This is a genomic window from Flagellimonas lutimaris (genome assembly GCF_003581615.1).
Classification (GTDB): domain Bacteria; phylum Bacteroidota; class Bacteroidia; order Flavobacteriales; family Flavobacteriaceae; genus Flagellimonas; species Flagellimonas lutimaris.
The window spans coordinates 53,352-75,005 of sequence record NZ_QXFH01000063.1; the positions used below are offsets into that span (position 1 = coordinate 53,352).

The 21,654-nt window shown below is 39.8% G+C and carries 21 protein-coding genes; 14 read left to right on the plus strand and 7 right to left on the minus strand.

Features of this window, described 5'->3' with window-relative positions:
• The first annotated feature begins 40 nt into the window (after positions 1-40).
• The 4 genes from D2V08_RS02075 to D2V08_RS02090 are packed head-to-tail and all read left to right on the plus strand — an operon-like array spanning position 41 to position 2,368.
• Complete coding sequence (locus D2V08_RS02075) at positions 41-649, plus strand: LUD domain-containing protein (protein ID WP_119606454.1); 609 nt, start codon at positions 41-43, stop codon at positions 647-649.
• Positions 650-653: 4 nt separating this feature from the next.
• A complete protein-coding gene (locus tag D2V08_RS02080; RefSeq protein WP_119606455.1) occupies positions 654-1,457 on the plus strand; it encodes a phosphatidate cytidylyltransferase in 804 nt (267 codons plus the stop codon).
• On the plus strand, positions 1,447-2,112 hold the full coding sequence (locus D2V08_RS02085; RefSeq protein WP_119606456.1) for a phosphatidylserine decarboxylase family protein: 666 nt from the start codon (positions 1,447-1,449) through the stop codon (positions 2,110-2,112). The genes D2V08_RS02080 and D2V08_RS02085 overlap by 11 nt, the downstream gene beginning before the upstream one ends.
• Positions 2,105-2,368 (plus strand): acyl-CoA-binding protein, encoded by a 264-nt coding sequence (locus tag D2V08_RS02090; RefSeq protein WP_119606457.1) that lies wholly within the window; start codon positions 2,105-2,107, stop codon positions 2,366-2,368. Before D2V08_RS02085 ends, D2V08_RS02090 begins: the two co-directional genes overlap by 8 nt.
• On the opposite strand, the gene D2V08_RS02095 is transcribed toward D2V08_RS02090, so the two are convergent.
• The 5 genes from D2V08_RS02095 to D2V08_RS02115 all read right to left on the minus strand — a co-directional run bounded on the left by D2V08_RS02095 (position 2,365) and on the right by D2V08_RS02115 (position 9,709).
• Positions 2,365-3,633, minus strand: a complete 1,269-nt coding sequence (locus tag D2V08_RS02095; RefSeq protein ID WP_119606458.1) for a sterol desaturase family protein — start codon at positions 3,631-3,633, stop codon at positions 2,365-2,367. The two genes, D2V08_RS02090 and D2V08_RS02095, sit on opposite strands and share 4 nt — an antisense overlap.
• 52 nt (positions 3,634-3,685) lie before the next feature.
• Positions 3,686-4,519, minus strand: coding sequence for a sugar phosphate nucleotidyltransferase (locus D2V08_RS02100; protein ID WP_245980471.1), 834 nt, complete (start codon positions 4,517-4,519; stop codon positions 3,686-3,688).
• 5 nt (positions 4,520-4,524) lie between these two features.
• Complete coding sequence (locus D2V08_RS02105; RefSeq protein WP_119606460.1) at positions 4,525-5,577, minus strand: GHMP family kinase ATP-binding protein; 1,053 nt, start codon at positions 5,575-5,577, stop codon at positions 4,525-4,527.
• Between the two features lie 13 nt (positions 5,578-5,590).
• Complete coding sequence (locus tag D2V08_RS02110; RefSeq protein WP_119606461.1) at positions 5,591-6,979, minus strand: Gfo/Idh/MocA family protein; 1,389 nt, start codon at positions 6,977-6,979, stop codon at positions 5,591-5,593.
• Positions 6,980-7,084: 105 nt separating this feature from the next.
• Entirely contained in the window at positions 7,085-9,709 is a 2,625-nt protein-coding gene (locus D2V08_RS02115) for a valine--tRNA ligase (RefSeq protein WP_119606462.1), read from the minus strand.
• A gap of 197 nt (positions 9,710-9,906) precedes the next feature.
• Here D2V08_RS02115 and D2V08_RS02120 point away from each other — a divergent pair, with 197 nt between their 5' ends.
• Positions 9,907-10,293, plus strand: coding sequence for a DUF1573 domain-containing protein (locus tag D2V08_RS02120; protein WP_119606502.1), 387 nt, complete (start codon positions 9,907-9,909; stop codon positions 10,291-10,293).
• Positions 10,294-10,355: 62 nt separating this feature from the next.
• Here D2V08_RS02120 and D2V08_RS02125 read toward each other — a convergent pair whose 3' ends face one another.
• Positions 10,356-11,699 (minus strand): aspartyl protease family protein, encoded by a 1,344-nt coding sequence (locus tag D2V08_RS02125; protein WP_119606463.1) that lies wholly within the window; start codon positions 11,697-11,699, stop codon positions 10,356-10,358.
• 147 nt (positions 11,700-11,846) lie between these two features.
• Here D2V08_RS02125 and D2V08_RS02130 point away from each other — a divergent pair, with 147 nt between their 5' ends.
• From D2V08_RS02130 to D2V08_RS02170, 9 genes are all read left to right on the plus strand, one after another.
• Positions 11,847-13,040: a pyridoxal phosphate-dependent aminotransferase gene (locus tag D2V08_RS02130; RefSeq protein WP_119606464.1), complete on the plus strand. Its 1,194-nt coding sequence runs from the start codon at positions 11,847-11,849 to the stop codon at positions 13,038-13,040.
• On the plus strand, positions 13,037-14,053 hold the full coding sequence (murB, locus tag D2V08_RS02135) for a UDP-N-acetylmuramate dehydrogenase (RefSeq protein ID WP_119606465.1): 1,017 nt from the start codon (positions 13,037-13,039) through the stop codon (positions 14,051-14,053). The genes D2V08_RS02130 and murB overlap by 4 nt, the downstream gene beginning before the upstream one ends.
• Before the next feature lie 198 nt (positions 14,054-14,251).
• Positions 14,252-14,818 carry an RNA polymerase sigma factor gene (locus D2V08_RS02140; protein WP_119606466.1) on the plus strand — a complete coding sequence of 189 codons (567 nt, stop codon included), beginning with the start codon at positions 14,252-14,254 and terminating at the stop codon, positions 14,816-14,818.
• The gene (locus tag D2V08_RS02145) at positions 14,815-15,573 is read left to right on the plus strand and encodes an anti-sigma factor (RefSeq protein ID WP_119606467.1); all 759 of its coding nucleotides are present in this window, start codon (positions 14,815-14,817) and stop codon (positions 15,571-15,573) included. The genes D2V08_RS02140 and D2V08_RS02145 overlap by 4 nt, the downstream gene beginning before the upstream one ends.
• Positions 15,574-15,648: 75 nt before the next feature.
• On the plus strand, positions 15,649-15,858 hold the full coding sequence (locus D2V08_RS02150; protein WP_119606468.1) for a membrane or secreted protein: 210 nt from the start codon (positions 15,649-15,651) through the stop codon (positions 15,856-15,858).
• A 30-nt stretch (positions 15,859-15,888) separates the two neighbouring features.
• Positions 15,889-16,449, plus strand: coding sequence for an RNA polymerase sigma factor (locus tag D2V08_RS02155; RefSeq protein WP_119606469.1), 561 nt, complete (start codon positions 15,889-15,891; stop codon positions 16,447-16,449).
• Positions 16,450-16,511: 62 nt separating this feature from the next.
• A complete protein-coding gene (lipA, locus tag D2V08_RS02160; protein WP_119606470.1) occupies positions 16,512-17,387 on the plus strand; it encodes a lipoyl synthase in 876 nt (291 codons plus the stop codon).
• Between the two features lie 24 nt (positions 17,388-17,411).
• Complete coding sequence (gene gap, locus D2V08_RS02165) at positions 17,412-18,422, plus strand: type I glyceraldehyde-3-phosphate dehydrogenase (protein ID WP_119606471.1); 1,011 nt, start codon at positions 17,412-17,414, stop codon at positions 18,420-18,422.
• Positions 18,419-20,641, plus strand: a complete 2,223-nt coding sequence (locus D2V08_RS02170) for a tetratricopeptide repeat-containing hybrid sensor histidine kinase/response regulator (RefSeq protein WP_119606472.1) — start codon at positions 18,419-18,421, stop codon at positions 20,639-20,641. Before gap ends, D2V08_RS02170 begins: the two co-directional genes overlap by 4 nt.
• Here D2V08_RS02170 and lpxK read toward each other — a convergent pair.
• Positions 20,638-21,636, minus strand: a complete 999-nt coding sequence (lpxK, locus tag D2V08_RS02175; RefSeq protein WP_119606473.1) for a tetraacyldisaccharide 4'-kinase — start codon at positions 21,634-21,636, stop codon at positions 20,638-20,640. The genes D2V08_RS02170 and lpxK overlap by 4 nt on opposite strands.
• Positions 21,637-21,654: the final 18 nt, after the last annotated feature.

A 21,654-nucleotide genomic window follows, 5' to 3' on the forward strand; every position in this document is an offset into this window, starting at 1 on the left:
AAGAATTATATTGATTCAGTAGAAAAGAACAAAACCATTAATGGGAGTTTTTAAAAAACTTTTCGGAGGAGGAAAAAAGGTTTCCAAGGAAACCACGGAAACCCGTGGTGACCATATGCCCGATTTAAAAATTCCTGTGGATGAAAAATTCACCATCTACTTTAAAAAGAATGGTGGAAAGTTTATTTACTGTGAAGACTTTGCCGAAGTCTCCGAGGCACTCAAAAACATTATTTCGGAAAACGATTGGCAAAACCATCTTTTCTTCTCGATGGACCCAAGGCTGGAAACCCGTTTTGCGTCAGAAAACTTGGAGTTTACGGGAAATCGTGGCGAAAGTGATATTTTCTTTACCACATGTGAACACTTAGTTGCCCATAATGGTTCCATTTTGGTATGTTCCAATCAAATCAAAGAAAAAAAATTAGACGAATTACCCTCTAATCTAGTGGTTTTCGCTACCACCAGTCAGTTGGTGGACTCTATTAGTGAAGCACTTAAAATTATTAAAGAACGCTATCAAAAAAATATTCCCAATAACATTACCACTTTAAAGCACTTTCAGCAAACGCCCGAAAATAAAGATGACTTTCTTTCTTACGGAAGTGCCTCAAAAAATGTATATCTTTTACTCCTAGAAGATTTCTAAATACATGAGAGAAATTTTAAGACGCTCCATTACCGGGGTTATTTATGTGGTACTTCTCCTGGGTGCGGTATTTTTGAGCTCGGATGCCTTCGACTTCCTTTTCATGGCATTTGGTCTTGCTTGCCTGTACGAATTTAAAAGAATTGTACACCTTAAAGGATATTACATTTTTGTGGCCTATCTCGCCCTCTGGTGGGTTTTCATTTATTTGACCAACGATACTACCGCAGTCAACTTACTAATGCTATGTACGGTTGCTGTAAATCTTGCCCTACTGATGTTCCTCTTTTCAAAAAAGCCAAGGAAGTTCACCAACTTTCAAAAATTTATCATCGGCCTTTTTTATATAGGAGGAGGTTGTATTTTTCTAACAATGATTCCTTACAAACATGAAAGTTTTGCCCAATTTTTAATTATGGGCATCTTTATCTTGATATGGGTCAATGATACATTTGCCTACTTAATGGGAAGAACTTTGGGCCGTACAAAGCTATTTCCTGCAGTTTCTCCAAAAAAAACCATTGAAGGTTCTGCAGGAGGTCTTATTTTTGCACTGGTAGCTGCCTATTTTTTATCGTGGTACGAAACAAGACTTACGGTAACGGAGTGGATGGCTATGGCCTGTTTAATAGTGGTTGCAGGGAGTTTGGGCGATTTATTGGAATCAAAGTTCAAGCGTATGGCCGGAGTAAAAGATAGCGGAGCTATTTTACCGGGGCATGGCGGAATTTGGGACCGACTGGATAGCTTGGTGTTTGCTGCACCTTTTGCGTATTTGATCTTAAATATATTCTCCTATGTTTCATAAAGAGGGGCAAAAAATTATAATTACCACTTTTTTTCTAGTGGTAGCTGCCGTTTTGGCTGCACAATACTACATTGATGTGGAATGGGTTCGGATGGCCGTTCAAATTGCTGCACTTTTGGTTTTGATAGCCATTCTGCAGTTTTTTAGAAACCCGAAAAGATTGGTTACCCCAAATTTTGATGAAATTTTGGCCCCCGTTGATGGCAAAGTTGTTGTAATCGAAGAGGTTGATGAACCAGAGTATTTCAAAGAAAAAAGAAAACAAGTATCCATATTCATGTCGCCCACCAATGTGCATGTGACCCGTTATCCTGCCAGTGGTACGGTAACCTATTCAAAATATCACCCTGGTAAGTATTTGGTGGCCTGGCACCCAAAATCCAGTACGGAAAACGAACGCACAACAATTATACTCCACACCCCTAAGTTTGGCGAAATAGGTTATAGACAAATAGCTGGTGCCATGGCACGCAGAATCGTAAACTATGCCGAAGAGGGTGAACAGGTAACTCAAGGGGAAGATGCTGGCTTCATTAAATTTGGCTCCAGAGTAGATCTATTGTTGCCCCTGGACTGTGACATTACCGTTGAATTGAACCAAAAAGTAGTTGGGGCACGTACTTGTATTGCCTCTGTAAGACCATTGGATGATTAGTGAAGATCTACATAAGAGATTTAACGATGCCGTTGACTTTGTTAACGACTATACGGATCCTTTGCCTGCGGATTTGTTATTAAAGCTATATGCTTATTTTAAAATTGCCAACAAGAACTTTGACAATCCAGGAAGTAGAACACCGCTCATCAATGCATTCAAAGCAAACGCTCTGTTTCAAGCGAAAAGAATAAGCGTCGAGGAAGCGATGGAAAAATATGTTGCCTTGGTGGAGAAGGAGCTAAAATCACTCTAAGAAGCCAAATCTGGCGTCGCTAACGACTTTTCAAAATACGTAAAGTAAATACCTCCAAAAATCGTAACTAAGAAATAGAGGGCCACTACATAGCTCCCTATAGATAAGTACGCATTGATTCCGAACCAATCGTTTGTAAAATATATCAAGGCCATTCCCCCTACTCCCCGAATCACTTCGATCCAAACTGCATAACTTTTACCATCCATTAAAGTGGTATATCCATAAATACCTACAAAAATGAAAGCTCCGAACAATAATAGCCCATCAAAACCAATCTCTGAATAACTGTAGAACATAAACAGCATTAAAAAAGTAGTAACAATCAATTGAAAAAGGACATAGGCCTTAAGCAAAGAGGAGGTTTTGGGCTGATATTTCCTAAAATTGTATACATTTTCAATAATGGCAACCGGATATTTCTCTTTTACATCTTGTGGTCGCCAACCCGTAGGCATAAACCAAATGCGCAATTTGTCCCAATAACTTTTAGTGCGCCATGCATCTTGGATCAATCGCCATAAATGTTGAAAATTTATAATAATGGGGTTCCATGTGTTTGCTGGTTTCAGTACACCATACTGCGGGGGCACATCATCCAATTCCTCCTGAAAGGTTCCAAACATCCTGTCCCAAACACAAAAAATTTGTCCAAGGTTCTTATCTATATACTCCTTATTTATAGCATGGTGCACCCGATGTTGTGATGGGGTAACGATTACATATTCCAAAACCCCCATTTTACCAATATGCTGGGTGTGGTACCAGAACTGGGCAAACAGATGTATTGGTGCTAAAATAGCTATCACTTGGTTTGGAACCCCCAACAGGGCGGCGGGCACCAATAAAAGTGCATAATAACCCAATAAATTGGAAATAGGTTGACGAAGCGCACAGGCCAAATTGAACTCTTCACTACTGTGATGAATCACATGCTGGTTCCAAAAAAAGTTGATATGGTGGCTCAATCTATGGTTCCAATAGCCTGCAAAGTCCAAAACTATAAAAGCCACCACCCAAACCAACCAAGTTGCCTTGATTTCAATCAATGCGAGATGTTCCAATAAAAAAGGATAGCTCACCAGAATAAGCACAAGCCCTAAAGAATCTTTCACCACATTGGTTAAGCCGGAGCTAAGACTGCTCACGGTATCCATGAGGTTGTGTTTTTGATCTTTTACAAAACGGCCGTAAAGTATTTCAACAAGTACTAGGCCAATAAAAAAAGGTGTAGCATATAACAATGCCGTTGCATACGATTCCATTTCAAAAATTTAAGCTTTGCTCGATGCAAGAATGGGATTATACGCTATTAAGTTACTCCAAATTTTTAAATAATTGAATATCGTTGGCATCCGTTAGATCTGGAATGTGCTCGGAGCGTGGTATGCAAAAAACGCTTCGTGGTTGTTCACCCACCAAAATTGCAACAGCTTTGGGCAATTCTTTTTCATTTCGAACAGGGTCCATAGGACAATTCTTTAAATATGGATAAATTTCCGCTCCGGAAAAACTAAAAATGTTCATGCTCACTCGAAGCTCACCTGAAGCTTCTTTATATTTGGGAACATCTTCCACATTTGGTTTTTCAATGATTTGTTGTAGAAATCCATCCGAAGAAATATCCATAACAGCAAACTTTGCAATTCGATCTTCAGTGTAATCAAATCCGGAGCTTCCATAACTGATTAAGGCATGGAGGGCCTTTCTGTTCTTCCGTAAATCCTCCAGAGCACCAACAGAGTATAAATTATCCCCATTACAAACGGTAAAAGTAGTCTGTTTCAGCTCTGGATATTGGTCTAGACATTGTTGTAAGGCATCTGCTGTACCCAATGGTTTTGCTCTTCCGTCTGGCACGGTTTGAATGGCAAGAAACACTTCCATTCCAGATGGAAGCCCATCATTATCCTTCAAATTTTGAAAGGCTTGGTTTTCTGGACTGGTGATCAGATACAATTTGGTGTAACCCGCTTCAACTGCATTCCTAACTAAATAGTACAAGAACGGTCTCTCATTTTTCCCTACGGGAATTAAACTTTTATGGGGAATATTGTCCATAATCCCCTTTTTATCTTCCTTGGCTTTCAGGCTCTTTTTCATTCGGGAAGAAGCACCACCTACCATAATGATCAAACTCGTATTCTCCATTGCCATCAACTTGTTAATTCTACGGTATACACCGCTTTGGCACCTTTATCCAAAAATGCCTGTTTTACTTGGTCCTCTGCATCATCAGTTACCATTGCCACCATACAACCTCCACCTCCAGAACCGATTATTTTTGTTCCGATAGCTCCAGCATTGCGTGCAGCCTTCATCATCTCTACCATTTTCAGGGGCGTGTTTTTGATTTCATTTTGAAGAATTATTTGGTGTTGGTTCATTAATTCTCCCAATGCTTGGATATTTGGATTAGGATTCAGCAGCTCTTTTTTTGCTTTTAACGTAATGTGATAGTTATAAATAGTGGAGTACCAATACCCCTGAAGCTCCTCCGGAACCAAGTCGATATATTTTTCATAGTCATCCAATGTCGCATGTTTCAATTCAAACTCAGGGTTGGCATTTTTAACCACATCCACCGCATTTTGCGCATACACTCTAGCATTTTTCAACACTTCCAAGGTTTTTTTGGGCACACCCGACTCAGCAACCAAAAGTTTTCCCAGATTTGCGCTCAAGCGCGTGCTCTCCCCACTTTGGGTATCAATATAAATAAGTCCCTTTTGGGCAATGGTGTACTGATCCATTAAACCACCGGGCTGATTAAAAAACAACACTTCGGCTTCATAGGCCCACCTTCCAATTTGATAATCACTTATTTCTTCCGATTTCCCCTGTGTTGCCACCAAAAATCGAATCCAGGCCACCACCAAAGCGGAAGAACTGGACAATCCAGCATTCACGGGAATGTTTCCTGAGATTTCGACATCATAACCTTGTTCAAATTCAAAACCCTGTCCTTTCAAAACTGACATCACGGACCTAAAGTAATCATCAGCTTGGATATGCTTTAAATCATCGTCTAACGAAATAGAGGATTCTTTCTTTAGATCCAACAACCTTAAGAGATAATTTCTATCAGAATTGGGGATTGCTTTTAAATTGATGTATCGGTCAATGGTTCCTGCTATCACAGGCAATCCCAAATAATCTTGATGGTCCCCGTAAAAGCAAATTCGGGCCGGAACTTTTATTTCAATCATTAATCTAGACTGCTTAACTTATTATTTCCAGTGGTGCTGTTTCTTTCCAGTTTCCTCTAGTAAAATCCGGAAAAGGCTGTGGCGCACCCCCACTTGCTACTGAGCGTTCACTTAAAGGGGAAACGGCGCTCCACAAACATCCTTCATATACATTTTGGTCCAACGGGAGCCCTTTTTGCAGGCATTCCATTATGCGGTACACCATGATTCCGTCCATCCCTCCATGCCCACTTCCTTTGGCAGCTTCGTTCAATCGTTTGTAGAGTGGATGGTCATATTTTTCATATAATTTTTCGAGTTGTTCCCCTTGCACCCAAGAATGGTGGTCTTCCGTAAGCCCTTCTACTCCACCTTCCAGTGCTACGCGAGTTGGAAACCCTGCTAAAATTCCCTTAGTTCCCTGAACCAAATTCAATCGGGAATAAGGTCGTGGACTGGTCTCGTCCCACTGTACCATAATAGTCTTACCCATGGTTGTTTTTATGATGGAAGTATTTAAATCTCCACCTTTAAAATCCAATTGATTCCATTTATGATTGGTGGGATAATTTTTTTCCGCATAGAGTTCGCGACCTCTTGCAGGCGTCGAAAAAGAAACCAAGCTTCCAAATGTATCCTCTTTTCTGGCCAAGCTCATGTATTGGGCAACAGGACCCAAACCATGGGTAGGGTACAAATTTCCATTTCGTTTGGCGTAATGATGTGTTCTCCAAGAACCCGTACCTCGCTCCTGCTCTTCCATCTGCCAACGCAGTTCGTGAATGTAGGCTGCTTCGCCATGCAAGATTTCACCAACTACTCCTTGTCTGCACATATTTAGGAACATCAACTCATCACGGCTGTAGTTTACGTTTTCCAACATCATACAATGTTTTTGGGTGCGTTCGCTGGTATCCACGATATCCCACATATCTTGAATCGTAATGGCAATAGGCACTTCAACAAAGGCATGGGCTCCGTGTTCCATGGCCCCAATCGCCATCGGTGCGTGGTTCACCCAGTTTGTGGCAATAAACACCACATCGGGTTTTACTTCTTTGAGCATAGTACGCCACTTGTCCTCATCACCCCAGTATTGGGCTATATTTTTGTGTCGATTTGGCCCACTGGCCTCTTTGACCCATTGTGTCTTTTCTTGCACCAAATCCTCATAGAGATCGCAGATAGCAACCACTTCGGTTCCTTCCAAAGCGGCAAAAAACCTAGCATGCGTTCCTCCCCTAGCTCCCACTCCTATAAAAGCAGCACGTACCTTTTCCAGTTTTGGTGCTGCAAATCCGCCCATGTATGTTGATGACAGGGGTCTTTCTGAATTTGCTTTTAAATAACTAGGTGCGATGGAAACTGCGGCGGCGGTCAATGAAGTCTTTTGGATAAAACTTCTTCTATTGAGGTTTTTCATGAGTCCTAAAGTCAATTGGTTTTTATCCCTCCCAAAGTATAAAAAATAAAAAGAAAAGGGAAGCGAGCTTCCCTTTTCAAAATCAATATACTATGTATTTCTCTGCTATTGCAAACTGGCCAAGCTCTTTTCCAAAGTTTCGATCTTGGCTTCGGCATCGGCCGCTTTTTTACGCTCCATGGACACCACTTGTTCAGGGGCATTGTTCACAAAACGTTCGTTGCTCAACTTCTTTTCCACCGATTTCAAAAATCCTTTGGTATAATTCAGCTCTTCCGTGATTTTGGCAATTTCCGCTTCAACATCAATGGCGCCACTGATCGGAATAAAATATTCGTTACTCTTCACCCTAAAGGTAAGGGCGCCTTCCAGACTGGCATCTACCACTTCTATTTTTGATAGGTTGCCCAATTTTAATATGATAGCATCCATTTGGGAGCCTACTCCTTCAGCATTCAACATAAAAAGCTCCAATGCATCCTTTTGAGGGATGTTTTTCTCTTTTCTAATGGTTCTGATACCTGAAATTACCTCGGAGGCAAATTCAAATTCAATAATTAAGGCTGAATCCACTTCCTTTGCTTCTGGCCATTGTGCTACGATCAAAGCATCCTCTGGAGTACGTTCGGCGATATGTTGCCAAACTTCTTCCGTTAAGAAGGGCATAAATGGATGTAACAATTTCAAGTTTTCTTCAAAAAGACCTAGTACTTCATTATAGGTAGCCTCATCGATTGGTTTTTGATATTCAGGCTTTACAATCTCCAGCAACCAAGAGCAGAAATCATCCCAAACCAATTTATATGTTGCCATCAAGGCATCGGAAATACGGTATTTGGAGAAATGGTCTTCAATCTCAACCAAGGTCTGATTGAATTTTGCTTTGTACCACTCGATTCCTTTTTGCGCTGCTTCGGGTTGTGATATATCGGCAACTTCCCATCCTTTTATCAATCGGAAGGCATTCCATATTTTATTGGCAAAGTTGGCTCCTTGCTGGCAAAGGGTTTCATCAAACATTATATCGTTACCGGCTGATGAACTCAGTAATAACCCTACACGAACCCCATCTGCCCCAAAATCTTCTATAAGTTTAAGCGCATCGGGTGAATTGCCCAATTGCTTGGACATTTTTCTACGCTGCTTATCGCGAACCAAACCAGTCAAGTATACATTTTCAAAAGGTCGTTTTCCTCTGTATTCGTAACCCGCCATAATCATTCGTGCTACCCAGAAGAACAAAATATCGGGTCCAGTCACTAAATCATTGGTTGGATAATAATAGTTTACCTCTTCGTTCTCTGGTTCCAAAATTCCACCGAACACGCTCATTGGCCACAACCACGAAGAAAACCAGGTATCCAAAACATCAGAATCCTGACGAAGGTCGGATGCTTGGAGGTTTGGGTTATTAGCTTTTGCTAATTCCAATGCTTCTTCTAGCGTTTCGGCAACCACATAATCCTCTTTTCCATCACCATAATAGTAGGCGGGGATTTGTTGACCCCACCACAGCTGACGGGAAATGTTCCAATCGCGGATGTTTTCCATCCAATGTCGATACGTGTTTTCAAACTTGGAAGGATACAATTTTACGTCTTTGGTCTCCAAAACACCTTCTATAGCGGGTTTGGCCAAGTTTTCCATTTTCAGGAACCATTGGTCGGATAGTCTCGGTTCGATTACCGCTTTGGTTCTTTCGGATGTACCCACTTTGTTAGTGTGCTGCTCTGTTTTAACCAAATACCCTTTCTCTTCCAATTCCTTGGAAATTTCTTTACGCACTACAAAACGGTCCTTTCCTTCGTAATGAAGTCCGAAAGAATTTAGGGTTGCATCTTCATTGAAGATATCAACCACTTCAAGGTTATGTTTATCTCCAAGGTTTTTATCGTTTTCGTCGTGCGCAGGGGTCACTTTTAGACATCCTGTACCGAATTCAACATCTACATATTCGTCTTCAATAATCGGAATCACCCTATCACAAATAGGCACAATGGCCTTTTTACCTCTTAAATGATGATATCTTTCATCATTTGGGTTGATACAAATAGCAGTATCTCCCAAAATGGTCTCTGGACGGGTGGTAGCAATCGTTACTTTTTCATCAGAATCTTCAATGGCATAGGACAAATAATATAGATTGCCTTGTCGTTCCTCATAAATCACCTCTTCGTCAGAGAGTGTGGTTTTAGCTTCAGGATCCCAATTCACCATTCGATACCCTCTGTATATCAAACCCTTATTGTATAAATCAACAAAAACTTTGATTACGGAAGCTGACATATCGTCGTCCATGGTAAACTTAGTACGGTTCCAATCACAGGAACAGCCCAACTTCTTAAGCTGTTGCAAAATGACACCTCCATATTCGTTGGTCCAATCCCAAGCATGCTTTAGAAATTCATCGCGGGACAATTTTGACTTATCGACACCATCTGCTTTTAGCTTAGCAACCACTTTAGCCTCGGTGGCGATAGAGGCGTGGTCCATTCCTGGGACCCAACAGGCATTTTTTCCCAAGAGCCTTGCTCTTCGAATGAGAACGTCTTGTAAGGTATTATTGAGCATATGCCCCATATGAAGCACCCCAGTAACGTTTGGAGGGGGAATTACTATGGTGTACGGCTCCCTTTCATCTGGCTTAGAACTGAAATAATCATGCTCGGACCAGTAAGCATACCAGTGTTCTTCAACCCTTTTCGGGTCATATTTTGATGGAATCTCCATTTTTCGGTACAGTTTTTGTTTAATTGGACTGTGATTGGTTTTATGAAGGGAAAGCTAAATGTTAATTTTTCGCTATTCTTCGGATGAGAGCCAATCCAGAAATACGAAACAAAAATAAGTAACGTTATTCTATAACAAAAGAATTTTGGATGCAGGTATCAAAACATCTACATTTGAAGTTCACCCAAAAACCAAAAATGATGAAAAAAACTGTACTCATGCTGTTTGTAGGGCTTTTATCCTTAGGGATATACGCTCAAGAAACTGCTAAAATCGAATTTAAGAGCGAGACCATTGATTACGGAGAAATCGAAAGAGGTAGTGATGGTGTTCGTGTATTTGAATTTACCAATACCGGTAATGTACCTTTGGTAATCAGCAATGTAAGATCTAGCTGCGGATGTACCATCCCAAAAAAGCCCGAAGAGCCTATTATGCCTGGTAAAGTTGGTAAAATCGAAGTGAAATACGATACAAACAGAGTTGGACCTATTAGAAAGGCAATTACTGTTACCTCCAATGCGGATACACCTACAAAAGTTCTAAAAATTAAAGGAACTGTAAAAAATCCCGGAGCAAAGTAAGCAAAAAGAAAATTATAGTTAAAAGCCCCAAAACCAATTGGTTTTGGGGCTTTTACTTTTTATTAATCGTCATCAAAGACCTTTTTGAGCACAAAAGAGAACAATAAATCCCTATTATATCTTTCAATAAGCAATTTGATACGTTTTCCTTCTTTATCATTAATCATTTTAAGAATTTCCTGAAGCTTATATTGGTGAACCCTCTTGCCATTAACCGCTAAAATAACATCACCTTCGCGCAAACCTGCCTCTGCAGCAGGACTTCCTGCTCGAATACCGGAAACAACTATTTCGGGCACTAAGCTTAACTTTGTTCTGTTCTCGAGTAAAATTTTGACATTCCCAAATGTATCCTCCCCCTCGCTTTTGACAACTCCATTGACATCGGCAATACTTTCTGCTATGTAGCGGAGCCCATTGTGTTGAAGATCTATACCTGCCAAATTATATTGAAAAGGATCTTTGAAATTTCCGTTCTTTTTTAATGTAACCAGCCCTCGTCCATAATCAAAAATCATATTGAAACGCTTGAGCACCTCACCACCCAAACTGCCATTACGATCACCTAAACTATCCATACCTTGAAAAGATTCACGGTCAGGAAAAGCAACTTTTGCCTCTTCCAATTCATAATTGCCTATTCGAACTCCATTAATTTTGCTTCGTTTTCCAAAAATATCACCGCTCAGACCTCGTCCCAAATGATCATCATAATTTTTCTCCGGGATTTCCAGTCCTTTTTCGGGTTCGGGAAACAACCATAGCGCATCGCTGCTGCCCGTATCCACAAGTAACTTCACCGGTATGTTGGCTGTGTCTTTCATTAGAACGGTACCTTCAACGTAGGCCTTCCGTTTTTCCACAAGTAAGGGAATAGTATGTGTATTTCTTTTATTTTTATATGTATAATGTTCTGGATTATGGAGTTTTAATCTTTTTGAGCCATAATTTACCTCTACAATAAAATCCCTAAAGAGATCATACCCCATGATTCCATGAACGGGAATACCTAAAGATGTTGAAAAGTTTATTTCTCTGTCCATAACCACATAAAGATCTTGAGAGTAGTTTCTTGCATGCCCTATCTTGAAGGCATTCCCTTTGGAACTCAAAGCTTTCATGGGTTCGCCGTCGCCTAGACCACGAATTGTAACTTCGGAAACATTGTTGATCGGCACAGAATCAGAATCAGAAAGGTTGAAAAGGATTGGCTTACTTACACCAGAATCCAAAATAAAGGTGAGTTCCGTCCCATTTATCTCAACTGGAATTATGATTAGGTTGTTGATAAGTTCAAACTTGATTTTTTGAAATTTTTCACTCTCGGGCAACCTAAACCCTTGCGCTACCATAAAAAGAGGCACAAACAATAAAAGCGCAAAATAAATAATATTTTTCCTCAACATCTTTAATATCAACTGGTCATACTTATTAAATATACAAATTTAGATTCAATGATTACCTTAATTTAACATTTCAATAACCGGGTAATTAATCTTTAAAGTTGTTGTTTTCGATAATTGGTTTTCTCATTTTTGTCAAAATTTTAGCTCATGCCAAGTATCTCCAACAAAGGGAAACAAATGCCCGCATCTCCCATCCGTAAATTAGTACCTTATGCGGAAGCCGCAAAAAAGCGAGGTGTCCATGTCATCCACCTTAATATTGGACAGCCTGACATTAAAACCCCAAAAGTCGCTTTGGATGCTGTACGAAACCATAATATTGAAGTACTTGAGTATAGTATGACACAAGGTTCTGAGGCATATCGGCAAAAAATTGCAGCCTACTATGCCAAACAGGATATTTTTGTTGATGCTGAAGATATTATTGTGACCACAGGGGGTTCCGAAGCTTTGTCTTTTGCTATGGGAACCATTATGGACAATGGGGATGAAATAATTATTCCCGAACCATTTTATGCCAACTACAATGGTTTTGCCACGGCAGCAGGAGTAAACGTGAAACCTATCGCTTCCTCTATTGAAAATAATTTTGCATTACCCCCTATTTCCAAATTTGAAGAGCTTATTACTCCAAAAACAAAGGCCATTCTTATTTGTAATCCCGGGAACCCGACGGGATACTTGTATAGCAAAGAAGAAATAGAGCAATTGGCCGAATTGGTCAAAAAACACAACCTTTTCCTTATTGCTGATGAAGTATATCGGGAATTCACCTACGATGGAAGGGAACACTACTCCATACTTCAAGTTGAAGGATTGGAGGAGTATGCCATTGTTGTAGATTCCGTATCTAAACGATATAGTATGTGCGGCGCACGAATTGGTTGTTTGATTTCCAAAAACACCGAAGTGATAAGCACTGCCATGAAATTTGCACAAGCCCGCTTGTCGCCACCAACTTTCGCACAGATTGCCAGTGAGGCTGCCTTGGAAACTCCACAGGAATATTTTGATAATGTTATTGAAGAATATGTTTCCAGAAGGAATCTGTTAATTACAGAGCTAAATAAGTTGGAAGGTGTAAAGGTAGCTACTCCACAAGGCGCGTTTTACTGCGTTGTAGAGTTACCCATAGCAGATGCGGACCATTTTGCACAATGGTTGCTCGAAAGTTTTGTACTAGATGGAAATACAGTGATGGTAGCCCCTGCCGCAGGCTTTTACGCCACGCCAGGATTAGGAAAAAATCAGATAAGAATTGCCTATGTGCTCGAAAAAGAGCAACTTGTGAAGGCTGTCCAAATTTTGGGCAAGGCCTTAACCGAGTACAACGCCAAGTGAACATTCAGGAAAACATATCCTTAAAAAGCTACAATACCTTTGGTATTGATGTAAAAGCCAAGTTCTTTGTTGAGATAACCGGATTGGTTCAACTCCAAAAAGCATTGGAACTTAAAGCATACCCCAAAAGGTTTATAATCAGTGGTGGAAGTAATATGCTGCTCACTAACGATATTGATGCTTTGGTCATGCATATTAACCTCAAAGGAATCACCGTTGTTGAGGAAGACGAGAAAACAGTAGAGGTTAAAGCGATGGCCGGTGAGAACTGGCACGAGTTGGTAATATGGAGTTTGAAACAAGGATACGGTGGGTTGGAAAACCTTTCGTTGATTCCAGGCAATGTAGGCACCGCCCCCATACAGAATATTGGTGCATATGGTGTAGAACTGAAAGATGTTTTTGTGAGCTGTGCCGCAATGGACGTTAAAACCGGTGAGCTAGAAGGTTTTGATAACGAAGCATGCAAATTTGGATACAGGGATTCCATTTTTAAAAATGAGGCCAAGGACAACTATATCATCACTTCGGTGGTGCTCAAGCTCACAAAAAAAGACCATGTACTTCACACAGGGTATGGTTCCATTGAGAATGAACTGAAGAATAATGGCATTGTTCATCCGACAATACAAGACATTTCCGATGCAGTAATTGCCATTCGAAAAAGTAAACTGCCCGACCCGAAAGAAATTGGAAACAGTGGCAGTTTCTTCAAAAACCCCATTGTTTCAAAAAAAGCTTTTGACAAATTTAGTAAGTCACATCCAGATGCTCCCTTTTATGAGGTTGATGAAAATCAATATAAAATTCCAGCCGGTTGGCTTATTGAACAATGCGGATTTAAGGGAAAAAGGATCGGAGATGCTGGGGTGCACGATAAACAAGCCTTGGTTTTGGTAAATTACGGTAATGCAACAGGGAAGGAAATCTTAAATCTATCCAAAAAAATTCAAGAGGAGGTCAAAAAGAAATTCAAGCTAAAAATACAACCAGAGGTAAACATAATAAAATAACCCTCGCATTGAAATCAATAACGAGGGTTATACCAAACCAAACTAACCAAATTTATATATGCTGTCAGGGCTATACACCCTTTATTCTTTTATTAAGCAAAGTCAAAAATGCTTTTTCTGTCTTAGCTTTGTTTTATATACGAGATAAATCCTATTTTAGATTTTGGCCCCTAAAAAATTTTACCAAAAGCATCATAAATGAGCACATTGATCGAGAGACATATTGTTTCACTCCTAGCGGAAAAAGACGATAAGGCTATTTCCCTACTATATGAAAACTACGGTGATACACTCTTCGGTATTGCTTATAAAGTGGTAAAAGATGAGGATTTGGCACAAGATATACTCCAAGAAAGTTTCATCAAAATTTGGAAAAAAGCAGATACCTACGATGCCTCTAAAGCCAAACTTTTCACCTGGTTGTTCCGAATTGTACGAAATACCGCCATTGATAAGTTACGAAGTGTGACCAATAAATCGGATAAGGAAATCCAAATAGACGTTTCGGACGTATATAATGTAGGAGTGAAGGGTATAAATCCCGAGCATTTGGACATCCAAGAAAACTTGGATAAAATTGAAGATAAATACAGAATTGTTCTGGAAGCCCTATTTTTTGAGGGAATGACGCAGCAAGAGGCAAGTGACGAATTGGAAATTCCTTTAGGAACCATAAAGTCCAGATTAAAAATAGGCCTTCGAGAACTCGGAAAGATTTATGGGACCACGATGTCTTTACTCCTCATCTTAAATCTATTGTCATGAAGGAAAAAGTTAAAATATTTTTAGAATCCGACATTTTGGAAAAGTACCTTTTGGGCGATACAACAAAAGAAGAAACCCAAAAGGCAGAAAGGTATATTGCCATGTATCCCGAAGTAAGGGAAACATATGATGTGCTCCAAAAGAACTTGGAGACTTTTGCCAATTTGTACGCCAAAAAGACACCGGAAGGCCTTAAGGAAATTATACTTTCCAGCGCCAAGAAAGAGACAATGGCAAGTAAAAGGTTCATACGTTATGCCATTGCAGCCAGTGTGGCCATTATGATTTTTGCCGGCTCTTCGATTTTCTTCTGGAATCAGAACAAAACACTTCAAGAGGAAAATACCATGGTCACCAACCAAATCAAGTATTTGGAGAACAACATGAAAGATCAATTGGCAGATATGAGAAACCAATTTATTGTTCTTAACAATCCGGCCACTAAAAAATACCAAGTAAAAGGAGAAAAAGAAGGTAAAGAACTCAAGGCCATTGCTTATATCAATCCCGTCAAAAAACTTTCTTACATCAATGTTAGCAATGTCCCTGAACTTCCAGAGGACAAATGTTTCCAAATGTGGGCCGAAGTCAACGGTGAATTGGTGAACTTGGGTGTGATCAAGGATTTTGATGAAAAAGACAAGCTTCTTGCAATACCTTATGCCGATAACGCAGTGGGCTACATTACCATTGAGCCCAAAGGTGGAAACAATGCTCCATCAGTAGACAATATTGTGGCCAACATTAAATACTAAGGGCTAAGTTTAAAGAAACCTTAAACTTCCTAACCTTTAGCAAGGTATTTTGTACCTTTGCCCAAAAGTTGGATTATGAAGTTAGCATTAGTTACCATCGGATTATTGGCACTTGCATTTGCAGGAATAGCTATTAAAATCTGGGGGAAAAAGAACGGTGAGTTTGCCGGCACATGCGCAAGTCAAAGTCCGTTTTTGAACAAGGACGGACAAGCTTGTGGGTTTTGTGGAAAACTTCCAGAGGAACAAGATTGTAAAAAAGACACTATTACCAACACGCATTAACCTGCAATATTCTAGGTAAGCTTCAAATTTTTGGAAAAAACCGACGATTCCATCAAAGAAATTATACAAAAGGCAAAAAAAGGAAACCAAATTGCCTTTAGTACACTCTTGGATACTTTTTGGAACGATGTTTATGGTTTTCAGATACTTCGCACCAAAAATGAAAATGACGCAGAGGATATTACCATAAGAACATTTTCCAAGGCTTTCGATAAAATTGACACTTACGATGAAACGTATGAGTTCAAAACCTGGCTTATCACCATCTCCAAAAACCTTCATGTAGACCTTCTTAGAAAACGTAAAAGAAGCCTGTTGAACGAGATGGATTCCCGAGGGGACGAAGTAAAAAAGGTTTTGGACGAAACACCATCCGTAGAAGACCGATTGATTACCGAGCAAAACTTGGCCAACCTACTTAGGGATATCAAAAAATTAAAACCTCATTACCAAAGGGTCATTAACCTGCGCTATTTTCACGAAATGAGTTATGCCGACATCGCCAAAGAACTCAACGAACCCGTAAACAATGTGAAGGTAAAGTTGCTTAGGGCAAAGAAGCTTTTGGCCGAAATCATCAAAAAAAAGTGAGCCACCTCAGTTCACAAATTTTCCTTCCCAGTTTTGTATCTTTGTAAACCAAATTTATTTGTATGAGTACAAGTGTAGCAGAAAATGTTCTTCCACCCAAAGGAAAGCCAAAATGGCTAAGGGTTAAGCTCCCAACAGGTAAAAAATACACTCAGCTAAGAGGCCTAGTGGACAAGTACGACCTACATACCATTTGCACCTCTGGAAGTTGCCCAAATATGGGCGAATGTTGGGGAGAAGGCACAGCTACCTTTATGATTTTGGGCAACATTTGTACCCGCTCCTGTGGGTTTTGCGGCGTAAAAACAGGCCGACCCGAAACAGTGGATTGGGCAGAACCTGAAAAAGTGGCCCGTTCCATAAAAATCATGAACATTCAGCATGCCGTACTTACATCTGTGGATCGTGACGACCTTAAGGATATGGGATCCATTATTTGGGCCGAAACAGTAAAAGCTGTCAGGAGAATGAACCCGGAGACTACTATGGAAACACTTATTCCAGACTTTCAAGGAATCTCCACACACTTGGATAGAATACTGAACGTAGCTCCAGAAGTCATCTCCCATAACATGGAAACTGTAAAACGTTTGACTAGAGAAGTTAGGATACAGGCCAAATACGAACGAAGCCTCGAAGTGCTGGACTATTTGAAGAAAAACGGTGCAAAAAGAACTAAATCGGGTATTATGCTCGGTCTAGGAGAAGAGGAAAATGAAGTTATCACAACTATGGAAGACCTTAGAAAGGCTGATGTTGATGTAATTACTATTGGCCAATACCTTCAACCTTCAAAAAAACACCTGCCCGTAAAGCAGTTTATTTTACCAGAGCAGTTCAAAAAATATGAGGAAGTAGGGTTGGAAATGGGCTTTAGGCATGTGGAAAGTGGAGCCTTGGTTCGCTCATCTTACAAGGCACACAAACACATTCACTAGCACAACCTCCCTTCCCTCCCAATCATGAAAAATATCACTGTTGGCATCAATGGCTTTGGCCGTATCGGCAGAACCCTTTTTAGGCTTTTACTGAACCATCCAAACATCAAAGTAGTGGCCATAAACGATTTGGCCAATGCCGAAACCCTTGCTCATTTATTAAAGTACGATAGCATTCATGGGGTGTTGAATGCAGATGTGTCACACAAGGACAATTGTATTCTAGTCGAAGGAAGGGAAATCCCTGTACTTAATTGCAATCATCCCAAAGAAATCGATTGGAAATCTCATCAGGTTGATATTGTTGTTGAATCCACCGGGAAATTCAAAACAAGTGAAGATTTGGGATTTCATGTGAAAAATGGGGCCAAAAAAGTGATTCTTTCTGTTCCTCCGCTGGATGAATCGATTAAAATGGTGGTTTTAGGGGTCAATGAGGAAATTATCAATGCTGAGGACGAAATTATTTCCAATGCCTCTTGCACTACCAACAATGCAGCCCCCATGATCAAGGTAATTAATGGGTTATGTGGCATAGAGCAGGCATATATCACCACGATACACTCCTATACCTCAGACCAAAGTTTGCACGATAGTCCCCACCGAGACCTCAGAAGATCTAGGGCCGCCGGACAATCCATAATACCTACCACAACAGGGGCCGCCAAAGCCTTGACAAGTATTTTTCCTGAACTATCCGATGTAATAGGTGGATGTGGCATACGTGTTCCGGTTCCTAACGGTTCACTAACTGATATTACCTTCAATGTAATAAAAGAAACTTCCATTGAAGAAATAAACGCTACCTTTAAAAAACAAGCAGAAAACAGCCTAAAAGGCATACTCAATTATACAGAAGACCCTATCGTTTCTATCGATATAAACAATAGTTATTACTCTTGTACGTTTGATTCTTTGATGACCTCAGTGATTGGCAAAATGGTAAAAATCATTGGATGGTACGATAATGAAACTGGATATTGCTCCAGAATAATTGATTTAATAGCTTTGCTCATTAAGAAAAACTACGTTTGAACTTCAACCTAGTAAACAAAAAAATAGGCGAAAAATCGCTGCTTCTATTGTGTATATTACTATGCGCACAATTCTCTTTTGCCCAAAGTGAAAGTAATTCTGCTTCAGATGTAAAGTCTATTTTTGATGAGTTTATGGGCTATCGCCATGAAAACAAAATAGACAAGGCCTTGGAAACCTTGGACAACGCTGCCAACATTGCAGAGAACAATGAAGACGCTAAACTTTTGGTGGACACCTATCATCAATATGCAAGATTGTTTTTGGAAGAAGGCGATATAGATACTGCAATTTTTTATTTAGAACGGGCGGGAGACTTCTTAAAGGACACTTCCTATTCATATGGGCAAGCATTCCATTTATATTTGGATGGAGCTCTTAGATATGGAGAAGGCAATAATTTTCAAGCCTTGAAACAGCTAGAGGAATCCAGAAAACTTAGCAACAATAGAAATCTTACCAATAATATACTTTTACTTGAGGCCTATATTTACACCAATATTGAAAAATATGATGACGCCATTAAAAACCTGCATGCGTTAATCGTTAACTCAGATGATAAAGAGCGTGCTTATTTGGCAACAAAAGCTAACCTACAATTGGCCAACATAAGCATTACCTTAAATGACCTTGAAGAAGCCATTATTCATTCCAAAGCAGCTTTGGAGTTGGCTCAAAAGCATGGTTTTGCCAAGGAAATTAAAAACGCTTACGAGCAATTGTCCAATATCTATGAGATAAATGGCAACTATGAAGAGTCATTGATGTACACCAAAGAATTGGCTCAAATCAAGGATTCCATATTTAATACAGAGAAAGCTAAACTGGATGCGGATACAGCGGATAAAATCCGGTTCGACCACCAAATGAACGAGCTTAATAAGCTCCAGGCCAAGAACGAAGAGCTGAGTGAATCGAAGAACCGTTCAGAAATAACGGCCATATTAACTTCTGCTTTTTTGACCATTATTTCTCTTTTGGCAGTTTCATTGTTCAGAAACAACCAGATCAAACTAAAAACAAACGATCTTCTTTATACCAAAAACAAGGAGCTGGAGTTGGCTAGGGATGCGGCGGTTTCTGCTATGGAAGCCAAAACCAATTTCCTATCAACAGTTACGCATGAGCTTAGGACACCTTTATATGCTGTTACAGGGCTCACCCATCTTTTATTGGAGGAAAACCCGTCTGAACATCAAAAAGAACATTTAAAATCATTAAAATTCTCAGGAGAATACCTGCTTAATTTTATAAATGACATCCTTCAAATAAATAAAATTGATGCGGACAAACTTGAACCGCTAAGTATAGAGTTCAAACTTGAAAAAGTACTTAGGGATGTTGTGGAATCACTACAACAAAATGCGAATGAAAAGAATACTGAGCTCATTCTGGATTATGATAACAAAATCCCAAAAAAATTATTGGGAGACCCCATAAAGCTATCCCAAATTTTCATGAACCTTGTTGGCAACGCCCTCAAATTCACCAAAAATGGCAAAGTTGAGGTCATAGCCAAAATGCTGAAAAAAGAAGAAGACCAAGTAAAACTATATTTTGAAGTAAGAGATAACGGAATAGGCATTTCGGAGGACCAGCAGAAAAATATCTTTGAAAGTTTTGAGCAAGGGTCTATACAAATCAACAGAGAATATGGAGGTACTGGTCTTGGATTGACCATTGTTAAGAGTCTTTTGGGCTTGTTTGGTAGCACAATCAACCTGGAGAGTGAACTTGGCCACGGAAGTTCCTTCTATTTTGAAATGGATGTGGATTACGAAAGTAAAGAAGGAGAAGAAGTTGCCTTTGAACTGAATCCCGAAGAGTTCCAATTTAAAGGGTTGCATGTTCTTGTGGTTGAAGACAACAAAATCAATCAGGTGATCACCAAAAAAATGCTCACCAAAAAAGAAATCACCTGCGATATCGCCAATAATGGTAACGAAGCCATTGACCTAGCCAAAAGCAACACCTACGATGCTATTTTAATGGACATCCATATGCCGGGTATTAGTGGGGAAGAAGCTACCCGACAAATACGTAAGTTTGATACAGTTATTCCAATTATTGCACTTACAGCCATTTCTTTGGACGATAGTTTGGACAGTTTCTATGAGGCAGGCTGCAATGATGTGGTCACAAAACCGTTTAAGCCCGAAGTGTTCTACCAAAAAATTGGTGAGAATATCTTTAGAAGCAAAATGGAAGGTTCCGTTTAGAACAAGCCCTGAACTGCTTTTTTCAAAACTTCCGCGTCTGTAGAAGAAAAGTTATGAGTTATTTCCAAATAATACAGATTTTCCAACCTCCCCTTTAACCGGACAAAGTCTTTCTCTGTGGTCAATACCATTTCGTATCCTTCAAACTGTTCAATTTCCTTGTTCGTAAAATGGTGATGATCACCAAATTTGAAGTGTTTAAAATTGATTCCATGAGAATTTAAATATTCAACCAAGGGTTTGGGTGATGCGATACCTGTCACCAATGCTAATTGCTTAGCTTTCAATTGGGATAATTGGATGTTGTCTTTTCCCCCATCAGTTACAAAATCATTATACTTCAAAGTAGCAAATAACACTTTTTGACGGGATTTTGGCTTAAGCTTTCCAATAACCCTATTCTTATCTTCTAAGTCAATAGAATTAGGGCATTTGGTTACAATAATCAAATCTGCACGTTTGGCTTCTTTTTTTGCATCCCGAAGGTTACCCGTTGGCAAATACCAATCATTAACATATAAATTATGATAAGTCGTGAGCAAGATAGAGAGAGTTGGCTTCACCCTTCTATGCTGAAAGGCATCATCCAAAACAATAATATCTGGATTGAGTAAGCTTTCCAGTTTTTCAATACCATTCCGTCTATCTGCATCCACCGCAACCGTTACCTCAGGGAATTTTTGATGGATTTGATAAGGCTCATCGCCCAGTTCCAAAACAGTACTTTCCGAATCCCCCATATAAAACCCGTTGGATTTACGCTTGTATCCCCGGCTTAGAACAGCAGTTTTTCGATTGCTCAATATCCGAAGCAAATATTCCGTCATCGGGGTTTTGCCCGTTCCACCAACACTCAAGTTGCCCACACAAATGGTCGTGGTTTTGTACGATTTGGATGAAAAGACACCCACATCAAACAAGAAGTTTCGAACATAAACCACCAGGGCGTAGATCAACGAAATGGGGAACGCTATTTTCCGAAGCAATTGAAGCATTGAACGAAAATATAATAT